Consider the following 19,213-nt stretch of genomic DNA (forward strand, 5'->3'; position numbering starts at 1 on the left):
GGTTTACACTGGCCGCCGTCTTTATTGCAGCGCACTATCGCCAAAGTACTGACGCAAAGTACTCGCACTATCGCAACGCACTACAGACGTCTTGACCGACAAAATAGTCTTTTGAACGTCAGGTTCGCGTCTTAAGAGGGCAATCGCCTCGTTAAGACTTCGGCGCTTTTAATGGAACCGATGCTCAGCAATGAAAATCATCATTCTCGGCGCCGGCCAGGTCGGCGGCACCTTGGCAGAACACCTCGCCCGCGAGGAAAACGACATCACTGTCGTTGATACCGACGCCAAAAAACTACGTGATCTGCACACCAAACTCGATATTCGCACCGTGACCGGCGCGGGCTCCTATCCGATTGTGCTGCGCCAAGCGGGCGGCGAAGACGCCGACATGTTGATCGCCGTGACCAACAGCGACGAGATCAATATGATCGCCTGCCAGGTGGCGCATACGCTGTTTCGCACCCCGACCAAAATAGCCCGGGTGCGGGCCACGGCGTACCTCACCCGTAAAGGGCTATTCGCCCACGAAGCGATTCCCATTGATGTACTCATCAGCCCCGAGCAGGTGGTCACCGACCACGTGCGCCGCCTGATCGAGCACCCCGGTGCCCTGCAGGTGCTGGAGTTTGCCGGTGGCCTGGTACAGCTGGTGGCGGTTAAAGCCTTCTACGGCGGCCCGCTGGTGGGCCAGGATCTGGCGTTCCTGCGTCGCCATATGCCCAATGTAGACACCCGTGTGGCGGCGATTTACCGCCGCAGCCGACCGATTATTCCCCGCGGCGATACGGTCATCGAAGCCGACGACGAGGTGTTTTTCCTCGCCGCCCGCCGGGATATTCGCGCGGTGATGAGCGAACTGCGCCGGGTTGAGCGGGACTTTCGCCGGGTGGTGATTGCTGGGGGCGGCAATATCGGCGAGCGGCTGGCCGAGCATTTAGAGCATAGCCACCAGGTCAAGATCATCGAACACAGCCTGGAGCGCTGCACCACGCTGTCCGAGCGCCTGGATCGCACCGTGGTGCTCCACGGCAGCGCCACCAGCAAGCGCCTGCTGGAAGAAGAGAACATCGAAGAGTGCGATATCTTTTGCGCGCTGACCAACGACGACGAGGTCAATATCATGTCGTCGCTACTCGCCAAACGCCTGGGCGCCAAGAAGGTACTGACACTGATTAACAACGCCGCTTACGTGGATCTGGTGCAGGGCGGCGAGATCGATATCGCTATTTCTCCCCAGCAGGCGACGATCGGCAGCCTGCTGACCCACGTGCGCCGCGGCGACATTGTCAACGTCCACTCGCTGCGCCGCGGCGCCGCCGAGGCGATTGAAGCCATCGCCCACGGCGACAAGCAGTCGTCCAAAGTGGTGGGGCGCACGATTCGCGAGATCGACCTGCCCGACGGCACCACCATCGGCGCGATCGTGCGCGGCAAAGAGGTCATCATTGCCCACGGTAACGTCACCGTAGAGAGCGGCGACCACGTGATTCTGTTTGTCATCGACAAGCGCCGCATCCGCGATGTGGAGCGCCTGTTCCAAGTCGGTTTAACGTTCTTTTGATAGCCCTCGAACCACTGCCACTGGCGGCTAATAACAGGAGCATGCGACAACCATGAGTCTGCGGGTTATTTTGCGCATTTTGGGGCTGCTGCTCATGCTGTTCAGCCTGACCATGCTCCCCCCTACGTTGATTTCACTGTGGTTTCGTGACGGCGTATGGAGCGCCTTTATTAGCGGCATTGCGATTTCCGTCGCCACCGGGCTGCTGCTGTATCTACCTAATCGCCACTCGCAAAAAGAGCTGCGTATCCGCGATGGGTTTATCATTGCCGCCATGTTTTGGACCGTGCTGGCGCTGTTTGGCTCGCTACCGCTGATGCTCTTCGGCGAAGGCTCGCTGGGCATTACCGATGCGGTCTTTGAGTCGTTTTCCGGGTTAACCACCACCGGTGCCACGGTAATTACCGGCATCGACTTTTTACCCGAATCGATTCTTTACTATCGTCAGCAGCTCCAGTGGCTGGGCGGCATGGGGATTGTGGTGCTAGCCGTTGCCATTTTGCCGACCCTGGGCGTTGGCGGCATGGCGCTTTACCGCACCGAAATCCCGGGGCCGCTAAAAGACTCCAAGCTCACCCCGCGCATCACCGAAACCGCCAAGGCGCTGTGGTATATCTACGCCACCCTCACTCTCGCCTGCATGATCGCCTATATGCTGGCGGGCATGGGCTGGTTCGATGCCTTGAGTCATAGCTTTTCAACCGTTGCCTTAGGTGGTTTTTCCACCTACGACGCCAGCATCGGCTATTTTGATAGCGCCACGATTGAGCTGATCTGTGTCTCCTTCATGCTCATTTCCGCGTTCAGCTTTAGTTTGCACTTTATAGCCTGGCGCGAAAAAAGCCTGCTGCACTACTTCCAAGATCCCGAAGCGCGCTTTTTGATGCTTTTTTTGCTCGCGCTGGCAGTAGTCACGGTGCTCTCCCTGTGGTTAACCGACACCTACGACACGCTGCGCGGCCTGCGCCACGGGGTTTTCCAAGTGGTGTCAGTGGCCACCACTGCAGGTTTTAGCGTCGCTGATTTCTCCATGTGGCCAGGCGCCCTGCCGTTTCTGCTATTTGTGGCCGCCTTCGTGGGGGGCTGCTCCGGCTCTACCGGCGGTGGCATGAAAGTGATTCGAATTATCTTGATTATCAAACAGGGCATGCGCGAAATCATGCGTCTGATCCACCCCAACGCGGTGATTGCGGTCAAGGTAGGTAAAGTCAGCGTTCCCGATAGCATTGCCCAGGCGGTCTGGGGATTCTTTTCCGTTTACGTGCTGCTGTTCTTTCTAATGCTGGTGGGGGTAATGGCCACCGGGGTCGACCAGGTAACGGCTTGGTCGACGGTGGGCTCTGCACTCAACAACCTGGGCCCCGCGCTGGGCGAGGCCCACGCTCACTATGGTGACATGCCCAGCTTGGCGAAATGGATTCTGGTGCTTGCCATGCTGCTGGGGCGTCTGGAAATTTTTACGGTACTGGTGCTGTTTACCCCCGCCTTCTGGCGGCGTTAAAGCCCCACCACTCCCCCTTATAGACCGAATTGAGAGCTGTTAATGTCCCACGACGATATGTCCCACGAAGCGTCACTCCATCAAGACAGTGTGCCGCTGGAAGCAACGCCGCTCCCCGCCACTAGCGGGCCGCTAAAAACCATCACGGTCGGTGAGACCCGCTATACGCTGCTGGGCACCGCCCATGTGTCGGCGGCAAGCGCGGACGATGTGCGTGCGCTGCTGGATTGCGGCACGTTTGATGCGGTGGCCATCGAGCTTTGCGACGCCCGCCACCACAGCATGTCCAACCCTGATGCCATGGGCGAGCAGGACCTTTTCCAAGTCTTCAGGGAAGGCAAAGCCGGCATGGTCGCGGCGAGCCTGGCCCTGGGCGCCTTTCAGCAGCGCATTGCCGATCAGTCTGGCATTCAGCCGGGGGCCGAAATGCGTGCCGCCGTTGAAGAAGCCAGCCGCCGCCAGCTACCGCTACTGCTGGTGGACCGTGATGTGGGCCTGACGCTGAAACGCATTTACCGCAATGTGCCGTGGTGGCAGCGCTTCTCGCTGTTTTCCGGCCTGATTGGCAGCGTGCTGTCGCGCCAGGATGTGTCCCAACAGGAAATCGAAAAGCTTAAAGAAGGCGACATGCTGGAAGCCACGTTCAGCGAATTTGCCGCCGAATCGGAAGCGCTATACACCCCGCTGATTCGCGAGCGGGACCGCTACATGGCGCTGCGCCTAGCCGAAGAAGCGCCACCGGGGCGTTACCAACACGTGCTCGTCGTGGTGGGTGCCGGTCACCTAAAGGGCACCGGCGAACATCTTGAAGCCCCATGGCCTGCGAACCCGAAGGCAGAGCGTGAATCACTCGAAGCCACCCCGCCGCCGTCCAAGCTGTGGAAAGCGCTGCCCTGGCTGATTACCGCGTTAGTACTCACCGGCTTTGCGATTGGTTTTTCGCGCAACACCGATCTCGGCTGGCAGCTAGTGCTTGAGTGGTTCTTGATTAACGGCCTGCTTTCCGGCGGCGCGACGATTATTGCCATGGCGCATCCTGTCACGGTAATTGCCACCTTCTTTGCCGCCCCGCTTACCTCGCTGAACCCGACCATCGGCGCAGGCTTCGTGGCCGCTGGGGTTGAGCTGTATATGCGCAAACCCAAAGTGCGCGACTTCTCATCGCTGCGCCAAGATGTCACCCAGCTGAAAGGCTGGTGGCAAAACCGCGTATCGCGCACCCTGCTGGTGTTTATTCTAGCCACGGTAGGCTCCGCAATAGGCACCTGGGTGGCCGGGTTTAGAATCGCCGGTGCCCTGTTTGCTGGCTAGGCGCCCTGGAGTAATAACAAGCGCTGCATCGCCGCGGTGGGCGGATCAATTTTGTGGTGCAAGCGGCTTGCCGCGTAGCTGTCGTTGAACACCTCAAAGTAGTCATCGAGCAGATCCGCCGCATGAGTATCTTCACTCTGGCGCAGCAGTTCGATCGCCACTTCGGCGGTACATAAATGCGTTTTTGAGGCCGGTTTACGCAGCCGGTAGCGGGTTTCCCGCTCGGTGCGCAGCGGCAGCACCGGCAGCGCATCCAGGTAAGCGCTTTTACGGAACATACGTCGCGCCTGACGCCAGGTGCCGTCCAAAATGATAAACACCGGAATACGCGCCTCGTGCTTTGCCGCATGAACCGCCTCTATATCCACCACGCGGTCCGCGTAATCGGGCTGGTCATCGGGGAAAATCACAAAGGGCGCGTAGCGGGGGTCTTCTAGCAATGCCGCCAACTGAGCATCCGGCGCCGTGCGGTACCAGGTAAATACCTGCGTCGAGGTGATGACATCGCGAATCAAACGCCCGGTATTGGTCGGTTTATAATGCTCCATCCGGTGCGTCAGCAGCCATACCTGGGCAACGCTTTCCGCCTTCACTTGATACGGGCATAAGCAATTTAGCACGGGCAACTGGCAACGCTCGCAGCGGGTTACAAAGCTGCCCCGCGCTTTAAACTCCCGCCTAGCCGGCCGCTCGGCGTCGACACCATTACCCACAGCGCTATCAAAAGCAGACATCCGCGCTCCATAGGGTTTGAATAACCAAGGGTGGCAAAGGCGCAGAGTATAAAGCAGGCCACGCTTTCTTGACGAATGTTTCCACGTTCACCGTCAACCTAAAAACTTTTCAACGTTGACACCTTAAGTGCAACGCCGCTAAAGTCTCGTCAACTATTAAAAGTCAAAAGGTTTACATGATGACCGCGACCGATATGCAGCGCCACGACTGGACGCTAGACGAGATTAACGCGCTTTTCGCACTGCCGTTCAATGACCTGCTGTTTCAAGCCCAGCAGGTTCACCGTGCCCACTTCGATGCCAACGCGGTGCAAGTGTCGACGCTGCTGTCGATTAAAACCGGCGCCTGCCCGGAAGATTGCAAATACTGCCCCCAATCCGGCCACTACAATACCCAACTGGAAAAAGAGAAGCTGCTGGAAATTGAAAAAGTCATCGAACAGGCCAAGGCCGCCAAAGAAGCCGGGGCCAGCCGTTTTTGCATGGGCGCGGCATGGCGCAGCCCCCGCGACAAAGACTTACTGCTGGTCGAAGAGATGGTCCGCCAGGTGAAAGCCGTGGGCCTTGAAACCTGCATGACGCTGGGCATGGTCGACGGCGAACAGGCTAGCCGCCTGGCCACGGCGGGGCTCGATTACTACAATCATAACCTGGATACGTCGCCCGAGTTCTACGGCGAAATCATCACTACGCGTACCTACAGCGACCGTTTGGAAACGCTTTCCAACGTGCGCGATGCGGGCATGAAAGTGTGCTCCGGTGGCATTCTGGGCATGGGCGAAGACGCCCGGGATCGTAGCGCCCTGTTGCAACAGCTGGCCAAGCTTAGCCCGCACCCGGAATCCGTGCCGATCAATATGCTGGTCAAGGTCCCCGGCACACCGCTGGAAAACGTTGAAGACCTGGACCCCATTGAGTTTATCCGCGCGATTGCAGTGGCTCGCATCATGATGCCCCAGAGCCATGTTCGGCTTTCCGCCGGCCGCGAGCAGATGAATGAATCAACCCAGGCGCTGGCATTTTTGGCCGGGGCTAACTCGATCTTCTACGGCGACAAGCTGTTAACCACCGGCAACCCTCAAGTAGACCGTGACCGCGCGCTATTTAGCAAACTGGGCCTACACCCGGAAAAGCGTGAAACCTGCGAAAGCGAAGATGTTCAAGCGACACGGCTCGCCCAACAGGCCCAACAGCAAGCGCACGCCGAACGCGTTGCCGAGCTGGCGGTAGATGCTAGTGTCTAACGCGTGGCAACAGCGCTTAGCCGATGCCCGTGAGAACCGCCTGCAGACGCAACGCTGGCGAACTAGGCGGGCAGTGGAAAACGGTACTCTCGACTTTGCCGGTAACGACTACCTGGGCCTCGCTCAGGACCCTCGTGTGAGCGAGGCCCAGGCGGCAGGCGCGCGCCATTATGGCGCAGGCGCCGGTGCATCGCATTTGGTCAGCGGCCACCTGGCAGTGCACGAAGCGCTAGAAGACGCTCTCGCCGAGTGGACGGGCCGCGAGCGTGCATTGCTATTTTCCACCGGCTATATGGCCAATCTTGGCGTGCTGCAGGCGCTCGCCGACCGCGACACGGCCATCTTTCAGGATCGCCTGAACCACGCCTCGCTCCTTGATGGCGGTCGCCTAAGCGGTGCCCGCTCACGGCGTTTTCATCACCGCGATACTCACGACCTGGACAGGCTGCTTACGCGCAGTGAAAGACCCCACAAGCTGGTGGTGAGCGATGGCGTGTTTAGCATGGACGGCGATGTTGCCGAAATAGCCAGCCTCGTTACCACCAGCCAGCGGCATCATGCCTGGCTAATGATTGACGATGCCCACGGAGTCGGCGTGCTGGGTGATAATGGCAGCGGCTGCGCAGGCAGTACCTGGAACAGCACCGAGGTGCCGATTTTAGTCGGCACCCTGGGCAAAGCGCTGGGCACCGCTGGCGCCTTTGTGGCGGGAGATGCCGCGCTGATCGAGCACCTGATTCAGTTTTCGCGCAGCTATATTTACACCACCGCCCAGCCCCCGGCCATTGCCGCCGCCACGCTTAAAGCGCTGACGATCATTCAAAGTGAACCCGAACACCGCGACCGTCTGAACGCCAACATCGCTTACTTTCGTCAGGTAGCGCAGCAGTTAGGGCTACCGCTAAGTGCCTCGGCAACGGCCATTCAGCCGCTGGTCTTGGGGGATGAAGCGCGCACCCTGCACTGGGCAGCGCGGTTGCAAACGCTGGGCATTCACGTAGGGGCGATTCGCCCGCCCACGGTGCCTAACGGTGAAGCACGGCTACGCATCACTTTGAGCGCACGCCACACCCGCGACCATATCGACCGCCTACTGGCAGCGCTGGCAAGTTGCCAGCGCGAGGGGGCCGCGTGTCTCACCCACGCCTAGTGCTGCTTTCCGGTTGGGGCATTGATCAGCGTATCTGGCAGTTGCTTGACGGGTGCTGGCCAAGCGGGATAAACGCCCAGCCTGTGGAGTGGCCGGGGTATGCTGACGCGCCCGCGCTACCCACCCACCCGACACTGGCCCAGTTAGCCGCGTCCATGGCTGCATCATTACCCAGCGATGCCGTCTGGGTAGGCTGGTCCCTGGGCGGGTTGCTTGCCACCGCCCTGCTCGACTACCTGCCAGCCCCTAAGGGGCTTATTTTGCTGAGCGCAGGAGCGACGCTCTGCAGCGAAGATGGCGTCAGGCATGCCGAGCTTGCCAGCTTTCAGCGCGCCTTTCGCCGCGACCCAGATGCCACATGGCGGCACTTTTTGCGCTGGCAGGCCCAGGGTGAACCCAATGCACGCCAGGCTTACCAGCGGCTGCACGCCCTGCTCGGCGATTCACCCAAAGCCGACCACGAAACGCTTTCCCAAGGGCTTGACTGGTTGGCAACGCTCAATAACCAGGCGCGCTTAGCCGCTGCCAACTGCCCGATCGTCACGCTCACCGGCGAGCATGATCCACTGATGAGCCCTGGCCAACGCCGGGCGGGCGAATGCTTAAGCGGCGTCGGCCACTGCCCGATGTTATCGCAACCCCACGCCTTAACCGCTGAGATTAGCCGCCATGCCGCGAGGATGACTAACGCCCGCACGGAGGTTGTGTGACGGAGCTTACCGACGCTATTAGCGAAGATAACTGGCAGGCGCGGGTCGCCAAAGCGTTCTCCCGGGCGGCACCCCACTATGATGCGCTTGCCAGTGCCCAGCGCCATATCGGCGAAGCGCTGTGGCAAACACTGCCTGACAAGGCGCATGATCTTCTCGACCTTGGCTGCGGCACCGGTTACTGGACCCACCGTTTGGCCCAACGCTACCCCACGGCTCAGCTGACCGGTTTGGATCTAGCCCCCGGCATGCTGGAACAGGCGCGCCAGCGCTACGGTGAACGTATCCACTGGCAAGCGGGTGACGCGGCGGCGCTGCCGTTTGGTGATGGCGCCTTTGAACTAGTGTTCTCAAATCTGGCCGTGCAGTGGTGCCGTAATATTAGCGCGGTCATGGATGAACTTTATCGCGTGCTACGACCTGGCGGCCGCGCCCATATTACCACCTTGCTACCCGGCACCTTAGAAGAGATTGCCATCGTCTGGCAGCGCCCCGAGGCGTTGCTGCAAACGCCTAGTCACGCCAGCGTCGAACGGGCCATTGCTGAAAGTGGCCTGGCCATCACTCAGCAAGCGGCCACCGTTGAGCGTTTTCACTACCCCGACTTAAACGCGGTGATGGCCTCCATCAAAGGCGTCGGCGCCCAGGTGGCGCGGCCTAACGCCCAGATCACCCGTGCTGACGTCGCCGCCGCCAAAGCGCGCTTTGAGCCCTTGCGTCAGCCGCAAGGCCTGCCGGTGAGCTATCACTGTTTAACGCTGCAATTGGAAAAATCGTTATGACGCTTCTCTTTGTCACCGGCACCGATACCGATGCAGGTAAGACCCTAGCCGCCAGCGCGCTTCTACACATGGCCCAACAGCAAGGGCTGAGCACCCTGGGGCTTAAACCGGTGGCGTCGGGCAGCGAGCAAACCGCGCAAGGTCCGTGTAAAGAGGAATTGCGCAACGCCGATGCGCTCGCCCTGCAGCAACAAAGCGTGCCGCCGGTTGCCTACGCCACGGTTAATCCCTTTGCCTTTGCGCCCGCTATTGCGCCCCACTTAGCCGCCGCCGAAGCGGGTCAACCGCTGGATGCCCGCACGATTACCGCCACCCTGCGCGCAACGCTTACCCAAACACCCAGGGACTTCACCTTGATTGAAGGGGCAGGCGGCTGGCGTGTGCCGCTGAACGCGCAAGAGGATTTTGCCGACCTGGCGAGCGCCCTTGAGTTGCCGGTTATTCTGGTCGTCGGCTTAAAACTGGGCTGCTTGAATCATGCCCGCTTAACGGCGGAAGCCATTCGTGCCGATGACCTGCCACTTGCCGGTTGGATTGGCAGCGTCATTGACCCCGCTTTTGCCGCCGATAACGCACGCTTCGAGGCCAATATCGCCCTTCTGAACGCTAAGCTCGCAGCGCCCTGTCTGGGCATTATTTCCCACCTTGATGCGCCCTGCGCCGCGACTGCCGCCCCCTATCTATCACTGGAGCTATTATGACCACGCCGGTTTGGCACCCCTATGCCCACTTAAAAACCCAAACGCCCGCGCCCAAGGTGATTGGCGGTGACGGCGCTCACTTTGTACTTGAAGGCGGCGAGAGGGTCCTGGATGCCACCTGTTCCTGGTGGTGCATGATTCACGGCTACGGCCACCCACGCTTAGTGGCGGCTATTCGCGAGCAGGCAGGCGAGCTGTGCCATGTGATGCTCGGCGGCTTAACGCATGAGCCCGCTGACCAGTTGGCCCGCGAATTGGTGCGCATTACCCCCGCCGGGCTGAATCACGTGTTCTATTCGGACAGCGGCTCGGTGGGCATGGAAGTGGCCATGAAAATGGCCCTTCAGTACCAGGTGCTCACCGGCCACCCCGGCAAGCAAAAAATGCTCTCGTTGATGAAGGCCTACCACGGCGACACCACCGGCTGCATGGCGGTCTGCGACCCGGAAGAAGGCATGCACAGCCTATTCGCCAGCCTGCTGCCTCAGCACCACTTCGCCCCGGCGCCCACGGCGCCTTTTGATGCCACCGTTGAGCAGGTCGAACACGACCTTAACGCCCTGCGCGATGTGCTTGAGCGCCACCATCACGAAATCGCCGCGCTACTCATGGAACCGCTGCTGCAAGCCGCTGGCGGTCTCAACATGACCTCACCGGCCTACCTGACTGGCGCCCGGGCACTGTGCGATGAGTTTGGCGTGCTGCTGATTTTTGACGAAGTGGCCACTGGCTTTGGCCGTACCGGCAAGCTGTTTGCCGCCGACCATGCGGGCGTTACGCCGGACATTATGGTGCTCTCCAAAGGCTTGACCGGCGGCTATTTGGGTCACGCCGCGACGCTCGCTAACGACCGTGTTCACGACGCCTTTATCGGTGACAGCCCCCAGCATGCCTTTATGCACGGGCCGACGTTTATGGGCAACCCGCTGGCCTGCCGCGTGGCGCTGGAAAGCCTGCGCGTGTTCGAAGAAGACGACTATCTTGGCAAGATTGGCCAGCTAAACCGGGTGCTGCGCTGCGAGCTCATTGATAACGAGCAGTTAAGCGCCCATAGCCAAGTGGCCGATGTGCGCGTACTCGGTGCCACGGCGGTGATTGAAGCGCACTCCGCTGAGGCGCTAGCGGGGGTTGGCGAATTTGCCCGCGAGCGCGGCGTGTGGCTACGCCCCATCGGCCGCTGGCTGTATACCATGCCCGCCTACATCACCTCTGAAGCGGAAATGGTACAGATTACCGACGTGATGAAGGGGTGGTTTAACCGCACCTAAGAGGCAGGGCATTAAGGTTGGTAGCTCAAACAATCGCGAGCTGAAGCTCCCTCCCACAAGTGACTCCCACAAGTGACTTTTGGCACAGTGCAGGTATCCGGCTGTGTAGTGCTCAAACATTCGAGAGAAAAAGCTCTCTCCTACTGGCAGCACCCTAAGACAACAGCAGATTACCCTGCTGTTTCCAGCGATTGACTAGCGCTGGAACGCCTTCGCCAGCGGTGGTGTTAATCGCCAGTACGCCCGGCGGGCTAAGGCTATCCGCCTCCGGGTCGACCAATGCGCAGGGCGTGTCGTAGTCGATGTAAGACAACAGCGAGGCCGCGGGCATCACCGCCAGCGAGGTGCCCACCACCAGCAGAAAATCTGCCTGGCTGACCAGCTCGCAGGCCTCGGCGAATAGCGGCACCGACTCGCCAAACCAGACCACGTCCGGGCGCAGCTGGCTGCCCTTATCGCAGATGTTGCCCAACTCAATACCGCCTTTAGGCAGCGGGTAGCGCATACGCTCATCGATAGACGAGCGCGCTTTTAAAATTTCGCCGTGCAAGTGCATCACGTGACGCGACCCTGCTCGCTCATGCAGGTCGTCAATATTCTGAGTAATGATACTGACGTTGAACCCTGCCTGCTCAAGGCCCGCCAGCGCTTTATGCGCGGCGTTGGGCTTAGCACGGCGTATCTGTTCGCGGCGCTGATTGTAAAAATCCAGCACCTGCTGCGGATCGCGCTGCCAGGCTTCAGGTGTCGCCACATCCTCAACCGGGTGGTTTTCCCACAGGCCATCGCTGGCGCGAAAGGTTTTAATCCCGCTCTCGGTGCTAATCCCCGAGCCGGTCAACACCACCAAATGCGGGCTTGCTGCCATGGTTACCTCGTTGTTTGTGCTTCATTACCTGCCAATATCATCTTAATATACCAATTGGCCAATGCTACCCGCAAAACGCTGTTTGTTGCGGTAAGGGTAAACGTCGATAACCCGACCATCGACTATCGCCTGCTGTAGCGCCAACCAATAATCAGGATCAAACAGCTCAGGATGCTGCTGCATAAACAGGCGGCGCAGCGCCGGATTAGCAAACATAAAGGGGCCAAACTCCTCGGGGAAAATATCATTGGCACCGATCGACAAACTCTCGCCGCCACCGCCCTGAAAGTCATTGCCATAGTTCGTGGGGATATGCCGAAAACGGCATTCGGTTAGATAGCAGACTTCGTCGTAATCGTAGAAGATCACCCGGCCATGGCGAGTGACACCGAAGTTTTTCAGCAACATATCGCCGGGGAAGATATTGGCCGCCGCCATCTGCTTAATGGCATTGCCGTAATCCTTGAGCACCATCACCTGCTCTTTGTCGCTACACTGCTCCAAATAGAGATTGAGCGGCGTCATCATCCGTTCAGTATAGCAGTGTTTGATGATGACCTTATCGCCGCGCAGCAATACCGTCGAGGGCGCAACGTCGAGTAAGTGCGCCAGGCATTCTGGCGAAAAATGATCCTGACGCACGGTAAAGTTGGAGAACTCCTGGGTATCGGCCATGCGCCCGACCCGGTCATGGCGTTTGACTAGCCGGTACTTTTCGCGCACGCCCTCGTGGGTGACCTCTTTCGAAGGGTCGAATTTGTCCTTGATGATTTTAAACACGGTGCGAAAGCTGGGTAGCACAAATACCGCCATCACCATGCCGCGCACGCCGGGGGCAATGACAAATTGGTCCTCACGCTTGGCGACCTGGCGATTCAAGGCGCGGAAAAACTCGGTTTTGCCATGTTTGAAGAAGCCGATAGCGGCGTAAAGCTCGCCCTCGGGTTTGTGCGGCATTAACTGCTGTAGATAAGCGACAAACTCGCCCGGCACCGGCACATCGACCTGAAAGTAAGCTCGGGTGAAGGAGAAGATAATCGACACCTCATCGGTTTCGATCAGCACCGTATCCAGATGCAGGCAGGGGTCGGCATCGGCCTTGTCGCCAAAGCCTTCGCCGTGAAGTACCGGCAACACCAGCGGCACCTGCTCGCCGCCGCCGCGAATACGCCCCACCAAGTAGGCGCCTTTATTGCGATAAAACACGCTGTTTAGCAGCTCAATTTGCGTATCGTCGGCGTGCACGATCGTCGCCGGTAATTGCTGCTCTAAAAAGCTGGCCCCTAACTGGGTGTCGCTGTCGATATCCGCAAAGCGGTTATCCAAGCTTGCCTCAAGCAGCGCCCATCTAAGCGCGCCTTGCCAATCGCCATTGACCGTTTGGCGGCGGCACAGCTCAATTCCCGAGCGATGGGCAGCATCCTCCCGGGAGCTATACACAAACATCCACTCGTTGCGGATATGTCGATGGTGAAAAATTGAGCAGAACAGCGAGTTAAAGAAGGTCTCCGCGAGTTCGTAATCCAACCGATGACTGATCAGCTCGGCGTAATAGCCACGCGCTTCGCGCCAGCTCTCGCAGTGAGCGACCACCTCAGGGTCAAAGGTGCGCTTCAAGCGCCCCAGGGTGACGTCGATTTTTTGCTGATACAGATTAATCCGCTCCGCCGATGCCTGCTGGGCGTCGCGCCATGCCGCCTCGCGAAAGCGCCGGCGCGCATCGAGGGTAATGGCTTTAAAGCGCGCACGGTACTCGTCGAAACCGTGCAAAATGGTGGTCGCTAGGCGGTACGCCGGGGAGTGTTTCACGGGGCAAACTCCTGGATGTTTTCGCTAGCGTTACCCAACGGCAAACTACATGCGAGACGACCTTGGTGGACACTGGGCTCTCAGAACCAGTCGCTACAACCAGTCGCTAAGCCTCTGGCGAGGCTAACAGGGCCATTAACGGCGCTACGCTCGCTGGGTCGGCAAGCGCTGCTGATACGCTCGCAATTTCCTCTGCCAGCGGCCGGTCCTGTTCAAGGGAGGGGGCGTATTGGCGAACCCACGCGTATAACGCTTGAGACGCATGACTAAGCGAGTGGGTGTCTTTCAACTCAGCGCCCTGCGCCAGCACCAATGCCTCAATGGCTAAGATGTCGTAAAGCTGTGACAAACTGGTACTGACTCGTCGAGCCGCAATTGTCCCCAGCGGCACGATATCCTGGTTGTCAGCATTGGTGGGAATCGATTGAATCGAGGCGGGCATGGCATGGCTACGCAGCTCGGCGACAAGCGCGGTAGCACTCACCTGAGCGCCCATAAAGCCACTGTGCAAGCCGGTATCGCGCGGCTGCATAAAGGCGGGCAGCCCCTTGCTTTTTAGCGGGTCGGTAATCCTGGCGATACGCCGTTCGCTATACAGCGCCATCTGTACCAGCGCGTTATTAAGGTGGTCACTGGCAAACGCCAGCTGCTGGCCAAAAAAGTTACCGCCATGCAGCACAAGGTCGTCATCGGCAAATAAAAGCGGGTTATCGGTAACCGCCGCGAGCTCAATGCGCACCGTTTGCGCATGCTGCTCGACGACATCCCACGCCGCGCCGAGCGCTTGGGGGGCGCAGCGCAATGTGTAGGCATCTTGGGGCAGGGGGCGGTTTTGTTCGATACCGTGTTGCATGTCAGCCAGCGGTGCCGAGGCTGACTGCCAGGGAATTAATGCCGTGCTGGTTGCCGACAACCCCCAAAGCCAGCGGTGTAGCTGCTGCTGACCAGGGTGCGGGCGTAACGCGCCAATTGCGGGATGAAAGGCTTCCCGGTGGCCTTCCAACAGCTCTGCGTAAAGCAGCACCAGCAGCGTGCTGAGTTTTACCGCTCGTTGGGCACCGGTCGTGTTAAGCGCCGCGATGCCAGCGGTGGTCGAGGTCCCATTGACCAGCGAAATAGCATCTTTGCCTTTGAGTACCAGCGGCTGCCAGCCTAATTGGCGATGTGCGGTTGCGCTATCGATCCAGTCTCCCCCCTTTAGGCTCACCTTCCCTTCACCGCTCAGGGCGCGGGCTAAATGCGCTAACGGGGTTAAATCACCGCTGGCCCCCACGGTGCCGCGTGATGGCACTAGGGGCACTAAATCGGCGTCTAACCATGCCAGCAACCGTTCAACGAGCAGTGGATTAGCGCCGGAGTGGCCCTGGGCCAAGCTGGCAATACGCGCCACCATCATCGCCCGCACATGGCGGTGCGACAGCGGTTCACCGACGCCGCTGCATAGGTGATAGACCAGATTCTGCTGTAAAAGCGCCGACTGGCTGGGGTCAACATCGGTCGTGGCTAACGGCCCATAGCCGGTGGTGACGCCGTAAATTCGCTGGCGGCGCTCAATAGCCCCACACAGAAAATCGTGCGCCTGCTCAATGGCGCGTTTTTCCTGCTCTGAAAGCACCAGCGATTGACGCCCAAGCGCTGCCGCCTCAATCTCATCAAGCGTTCGACACCCATCGCGCATAGCGTAAATTCCTGTTTAAAAGCGTACTCGTCGGCTGGCTTACCAATCGGCTAATTTGCCCATGGCATTGGTGGGCAAGGCATCGCCGTAGGTCACCCCCACCGGGCGCTCGGCGACAGGCCATTGGGCAATCTCTTGAGCAATCTCAACGGCGGTTTCATCGGCATGCTTCAACGGCACTACAAAGGCCTTTAAGCGTTGCTGAGCGGACTGCCCGGTGGTGCGAACAGCGCAGTCGGCGACGCTTTCCAGTGACATTAGCCGCTTAGCCACATAACCGGGACTGACATTGACACCCCCAATGGCGACGACGTCATCGTGGCGACCCTTTAGCGTAAAGGTACGCGCGTCTAGCCAGTGGGTTTCATCCAGCAGGGGGATGGCAGCGGTAGCGTCGACACGTTGAAGCTGTTGAGTGCCGTGGCGTTGCCAATGGTCTAGCAGTTGATAAGGACTGTCACGCTGCCAGCGGGTGGCCACACCGCCGGTCTCGGTGCTGCCGTAAATATCCAGCAGCCCGGTCAAACCCTGGTCGATTAACGCAGCAGATGTCGCGGCCGATAGCGGTGCGGTGGATGAGACGCCCATCACGCTGGCTGGCCATGAACGGCGTGAACGCGCCAGATAATCCCAGCGCGGCGGCACCGTAACGACCAGATCGCCGGAACTGAGGCTGGGTAACGCCGCAGCGTCCGCGCTTACCCGTGAAAGCCCCGCCACGCCAGGTAGCGCTATGCCCAGCATAAAACCGTAAAGATGATGCAGCGGCAACCAGCTAACCACTCGGTTTACCGGCATTCGTAACGCAAAGCGTTGTGCCAAGGCATGCGCCTCAGCTTCGATATGTTCCCAGCGGTGTAAGTGGGCGGTCGGTGCCCCGGTACTTCCCGAAGTGCGGAACGTAAGTCCCGATGTCTCGTTGACCGCTTGCGCCACTAACGACGACCAGTCATCGAAACGTTGTGTCATTAATAGACGGTCTTCTGCCCCCGTCTCGTGTAAACAGAAAAACTCGTTTACGCAGGCAGCAAGGTGCAGCCTTTCAAGCGAGTCAATAACGGGCGCATGATGCCAATCTGGGGCAGCTTCCCCCCGGTAAGCGGTGAGTTCGGCGCTGAGCAGCGATTGCAGAACCGCTTTACAATCGGCTTCGGTTAGCCATTGCGGCATCCTACTATCCTTAATGAAGCCTAGGGTTTTACCCATCAAAAAGAAAACGCCGCCCGACCGTATCAATCAAAGGCCAAGCGGCAATCAGCAGCTTTATAACCGCTTAACAAATATCCAATACGCATCGCCAGACAGCGCTTTTTTCATATGCACTTTCACCTTGGTAGGTGTCATCTGGTAGTCAAATACGTACTCAAACATGGTATTGAGATCGCCGCTCTTAACGCCGTCTTTGAAGCGACCCTGAAACTCTTTGCTTTGCGTGCAGGGCGCCACGTCGGTAAAGAAGTTTTTACCAATCACGCTTTTAGGATCACGACCGGTAATGCCGCCTTCCGCTGCGTTGTATTGAACGATTTTGCCGTTGGCATCAAGCTGAATGGCGCCAAAGGCTAGTTCGTCAAGTTTTTTATCATCCATTTTTGCCAGCGAATTTTCGATATCATCGCCGCCGAAACGAACCGTTTCCATTGCCATTACCGCATCTCCTGAGTAAAACGCACTATGGGATTGGTTACCCACCGAAAGCTCTACAAATATTTTACAGTAGTTATAAAGCTAAGCTAAAAAATAGCAGCATCGATGCTCTAGGGCAATTAAATCATACGAATGGATGAATCAAATATCATACTTTAGCGAGACTGGCGTCATACGTTCATTCTAGTAGCCCACAAACACTCGTCACCTGTAAACAAAACCGCCCGGCGGTGCGGTCGGCGATCAGAAACCCCAACTGGGTAATCTGCGCAGGCTGAATAGTCGGCGCATCGGTGAGCAGCGTGCCACGCCGCACTGCTTCAAAGGCGCGCCAGGGGAAGTGCAGCGTTTCCCAACCGTCACGCGCGGGGGTAAATTTCACTCGATAGGCTGAAGCGTCGCCAAGGGAAGTGCTTTTCAAGCGCAGCTGATAGGTACGCCCGTCGCCGCGAACGGTGAGCGCTATGCCCTGGGCATCCGCTAACATGGGTTCAAAACCGTTGGGCTCGCGGCGAACGGAGGCAAAGCCGCCGCCGTTTTCCAGCGACACCTCGCCATGAAAACGCCCTTCACCATCCACAACGCTGAACGAGCTCTGGGAAACACCACCCATAACGCCATCGTCCACGGCAAACCAGCGCTGCTGTTCGTTAGGGTTATCAAAGGTTAGCTCCATGTTGTCTCCTTACCTTTCCTTAAGCCAAAAAAATAAAAGCCCCTGTACCGTGAGGCACAGAGGCTTCAAAGACATCATTAGCCTAGGTGATTAGCCCTGCCAATTACAGCTTGCTCGCGGCTACCGGCACCGGGGCCACGTCGTTATCGTCCAGGTCTTCAGGCGAGGCGACCACCAGGGCGAATTCTTCTTCGGCCGTTTTCGCCACCAGGTTATTTTTGCTGTAAAGGAAGTAATAGGCGGCACCGGCGATGAACAGCACGATCGTGTAGTTAAACGCGCGGGGATCAAACGCGTACACGCCCGTCAGCGCGACAATTGCCAGCACTAAGGCAATCGATGAGGTCACTACCCCGCCCGGGGTTTTATAGGGGCGCGGCAGATCGGGCTGTTTTACTCGCAACATAATGTGGCTCAGTGCCATCAATGCGTATGAGATCGTCGCACCCACTACGGCCATGCCTAAAATCAAATCGCCTTCGCCACTGAGTGACACCAAAAAGCCAAACACGCCGGGCACGATCAGCGCTAAATAGGGCACTTTACGCTCGCTGGTCAGCGACAGGCGCTTAGGTAAATAGCCTGCCCGCGAGAGCGCAAACACCAATCGGCTGTAGCCATAGATAATCGAGAAGAACGAAGCAATTAAGCCTGCCAGTCCCAATACGTTGACCAGTGTGGCCAGCACCGGGCTGCCTGCGACGTTCAGCGCATCAACTAACGGCACACCGCTTTGGCCGATCATTTCGGCCCCCGCCGCTCCGGCCAGCAGCACCACCACTAGCAAGGCGGTGAACAGCAAAAACAGCATCGCACCGATAATGCCTTTGGGCATATCCCGCGCAGGGTCTTTGGCCTCTTCCGCCGCCAGCGGAACACCCTCAACCGCTAAGAACAACCACATACCAAACGGCAGCGCCGCCCAAATGCCGTACCAGCCAAACGGCATAAAGGTGCTGGCACCCGCGGCATCGGTAGGGGCAATATCAAACAGATTAGCCGCATCAAAATTACCGATTAGCGCCACCGCGGTAGCCAGAATGGCGAACACCGCCAGGCCGCTAATTACCATCATCACTTTGAGCGCTTCGCCTACGCCGGCCAGGTGAATGCCGATAAAGATGGCATAAAACAGAAGATAGACGAGCGGCCCGTTGATCCCCAGCAGCGATTCCACCGCGGCGCCGATAAAAATCACAATCGCCGCAGGGGCCAAAGCGTACTCAATCAGTACCGCCAACCCCGTTAAGTAACCACCGGCTGGCCCCATGGCCTGGCGGGCAAAGCTGTAGCCGCCACCCGCGGCGGGAATCGCCGCCGACATTTCCGCAAGCGACAGTACCAGCGCCAGATACATCAGCGCCATTAAGCAGGCGGCAATCGCAAAGCCGCCCCAGCCGGCTTCGGCAATGCCAAAGTTCCAGCCGGCGAAGTCACCGGAAATCACGTAGGAAACCCCTAACCCCGCCAGCAGCATCCAGCCGGCGGTGCCTTTGCGTAGCTGGCGCTTGGCCAGATACGCTTGATTAACAGATGGTTGTGTCATCGTTTTGCCCTCATGGTGTGGAAC

17 protein-coding genes are annotated in these 19,213 nt (G+C 58.7%); 9 read left to right on the forward strand and 8 right to left on the reverse strand.

The window, feature by feature from the left end; all coding sequences use genetic code 11:
- The first annotated feature begins 190 nt into the window (after nucleotides 1-190).
- The 3 genes from trkA to HVA01_RS08460 are packed head-to-tail and all read left to right on the forward strand — an operon-like array spanning nucleotide 191 to nucleotide 4,376.
- Nucleotides 191-1,564, forward strand: a complete 1,374-nt coding sequence (trkA, locus tag HVA01_RS08450) for a Trk system potassium transporter TrkA (RefSeq protein ID WP_146874822.1) — start codon at nucleotides 191-193, stop codon at nucleotides 1,562-1,564.
- A 52-nt stretch (nucleotides 1,565-1,616) separates the two neighbouring features.
- The gene (locus tag HVA01_RS08455) at nucleotides 1,617-3,065 is read left to right on the forward strand and encodes a TrkH family potassium uptake protein (RefSeq protein ID WP_146874823.1); all 1,449 of its coding nucleotides are present in this window, start codon (nucleotides 1,617-1,619) and stop codon (nucleotides 3,063-3,065) included.
- 42 nt (nucleotides 3,066-3,107) lie between these two features.
- On the forward strand, nucleotides 3,108-4,376 hold the full coding sequence (locus HVA01_RS08460) for a TraB/GumN family protein (RefSeq protein WP_246129557.1): 1,269 nt from the start codon (nucleotides 3,108-3,110) through the stop codon (nucleotides 4,374-4,376).
- On the opposite strand, the gene HVA01_RS08465 is transcribed toward HVA01_RS08460, so the two are convergent.
- Nucleotides 4,373-5,110 carry a tRNA-uridine aminocarboxypropyltransferase gene (locus HVA01_RS08465; RefSeq protein WP_146874824.1) on the reverse strand — a complete coding sequence of 246 codons (738 nt, stop codon included), beginning with the start codon at nucleotides 5,108-5,110 and terminating at the stop codon, nucleotides 4,373-4,375. The genes HVA01_RS08460 and HVA01_RS08465 overlap by 4 nt on opposite strands.
- A gap of 179 nt (nucleotides 5,111-5,289) precedes the next feature.
- Here HVA01_RS08465 and bioB point away from each other — a divergent pair, with 179 nt between their 5' ends.
- The 6 genes from bioB to bioA are packed head-to-tail and all read left to right on the forward strand — an operon-like array spanning nucleotide 5,290 to nucleotide 10,965.
- Complete coding sequence (bioB, locus tag HVA01_RS08470; protein WP_146874825.1) at nucleotides 5,290-6,354, forward strand: biotin synthase BioB; 1,065 nt, start codon at nucleotides 5,290-5,292, stop codon at nucleotides 6,352-6,354.
- Nucleotides 6,341-7,504, forward strand: coding sequence for an 8-amino-7-oxononanoate synthase (gene bioF, locus HVA01_RS08475; RefSeq protein ID WP_146874826.1), 1,164 nt, complete (start codon nucleotides 6,341-6,343; stop codon nucleotides 7,502-7,504). The genes bioB and bioF overlap by 14 nt, the downstream gene beginning before the upstream one ends.
- Nucleotides 7,486-8,214 carry an alpha/beta fold hydrolase gene (locus HVA01_RS08480; protein ID WP_146874827.1) on the forward strand — a complete coding sequence of 243 codons (729 nt, stop codon included), beginning with the start codon at nucleotides 7,486-7,488 and terminating at the stop codon, nucleotides 8,212-8,214. Before bioF ends, HVA01_RS08480 begins: the two co-directional genes overlap by 19 nt.
- Nucleotides 8,211-8,996, forward strand: a complete 786-nt coding sequence (gene bioC / locus HVA01_RS08485) for a malonyl-ACP O-methyltransferase BioC (protein ID WP_146874828.1) — start codon at nucleotides 8,211-8,213, stop codon at nucleotides 8,994-8,996. The genes HVA01_RS08480 and bioC overlap by 4 nt, the downstream gene beginning before the upstream one ends.
- Nucleotides 8,993-9,697, forward strand: a complete 705-nt coding sequence (bioD, locus tag HVA01_RS08490; RefSeq protein ID WP_146874829.1) for a dethiobiotin synthase — start codon at nucleotides 8,993-8,995, stop codon at nucleotides 9,695-9,697. The genes bioC and bioD overlap by 4 nt, the downstream gene beginning before the upstream one ends.
- The gene (bioA, locus tag HVA01_RS08495) at nucleotides 9,694-10,965 is read left to right on the forward strand and encodes an adenosylmethionine--8-amino-7-oxononanoate transaminase (RefSeq protein ID WP_146874830.1); all 1,272 of its coding nucleotides are present in this window, start codon (nucleotides 9,694-9,696) and stop codon (nucleotides 10,963-10,965) included. The genes bioD and bioA overlap by 4 nt, the downstream gene beginning before the upstream one ends.
- 154 nt (nucleotides 10,966-11,119) lie before the next feature.
- Here bioA and HVA01_RS08500 read toward each other — a convergent pair whose 3' ends face one another.
- The 7 genes from HVA01_RS08500 to eat form a co-directional block, all read right to left on the reverse strand.
- Nucleotides 11,120-11,833 carry an SIR2 family NAD-dependent protein deacylase gene (locus tag HVA01_RS08500; protein ID WP_146874831.1) on the reverse strand — a complete coding sequence of 238 codons (714 nt, stop codon included), beginning with the start codon at nucleotides 11,831-11,833 and terminating at the stop codon, nucleotides 11,120-11,122.
- 42 nt (nucleotides 11,834-11,875) lie between these two features.
- Nucleotides 11,876-13,642 (reverse strand): bifunctional isocitrate dehydrogenase kinase/phosphatase, encoded by a 1,767-nt coding sequence (gene aceK / locus HVA01_RS08505; protein ID WP_146874832.1) that lies wholly within the window; start codon nucleotides 13,640-13,642, stop codon nucleotides 11,876-11,878.
- A 106-nt stretch (nucleotides 13,643-13,748) separates the two neighbouring features.
- On the reverse strand, nucleotides 13,749-15,320 hold the full coding sequence (locus HVA01_RS08510; RefSeq protein WP_146874833.1) for an HAL/PAL/TAL family ammonia-lyase: 1,572 nt from the start codon (nucleotides 15,318-15,320) through the stop codon (nucleotides 13,749-13,751).
- Nucleotides 15,321-15,359: 39 nt separating this feature from the next.
- Nucleotides 15,360-16,490, reverse strand: coding sequence for an AMP-binding protein (locus tag HVA01_RS08515; protein WP_146874834.1), 1,131 nt, complete (start codon nucleotides 16,488-16,490; stop codon nucleotides 15,360-15,362).
- Nucleotides 16,491-16,583: 93 nt separating this feature from the next.
- Nucleotides 16,584-16,967 (reverse strand): photoactive yellow protein, encoded by a 384-nt coding sequence (gene pyp / locus HVA01_RS08520; protein WP_146874836.1) that lies wholly within the window; start codon nucleotides 16,965-16,967, stop codon nucleotides 16,584-16,586.
- A gap of 178 nt (nucleotides 16,968-17,145) precedes the next feature.
- Complete coding sequence (locus tag HVA01_RS08525; RefSeq protein ID WP_146874838.1) at nucleotides 17,146-17,643, reverse strand: CIA30 family protein; 498 nt, start codon at nucleotides 17,641-17,643, stop codon at nucleotides 17,146-17,148.
- 103 nt (nucleotides 17,644-17,746) lie between these two features.
- Nucleotides 17,747-19,189 carry an ethanolamine permease gene (gene eat, locus HVA01_RS08530; protein ID WP_146874841.1) on the reverse strand — a complete coding sequence of 481 codons (1,443 nt, stop codon included), beginning with the start codon at nucleotides 19,187-19,189 and terminating at the stop codon, nucleotides 17,747-17,749.
- Between the last annotated feature and the right edge of the window lie 24 nt (nucleotides 19,190-19,213).

Origin of the sequence: Halovibrio variabilis (assembly GCF_007991175.1) — a bacterium.
GTDB classification, from domain to species: Bacteria; Pseudomonadota; Gammaproteobacteria; order Pseudomonadales; family Halomonadaceae; genus Vreelandella; species Vreelandella variabilis.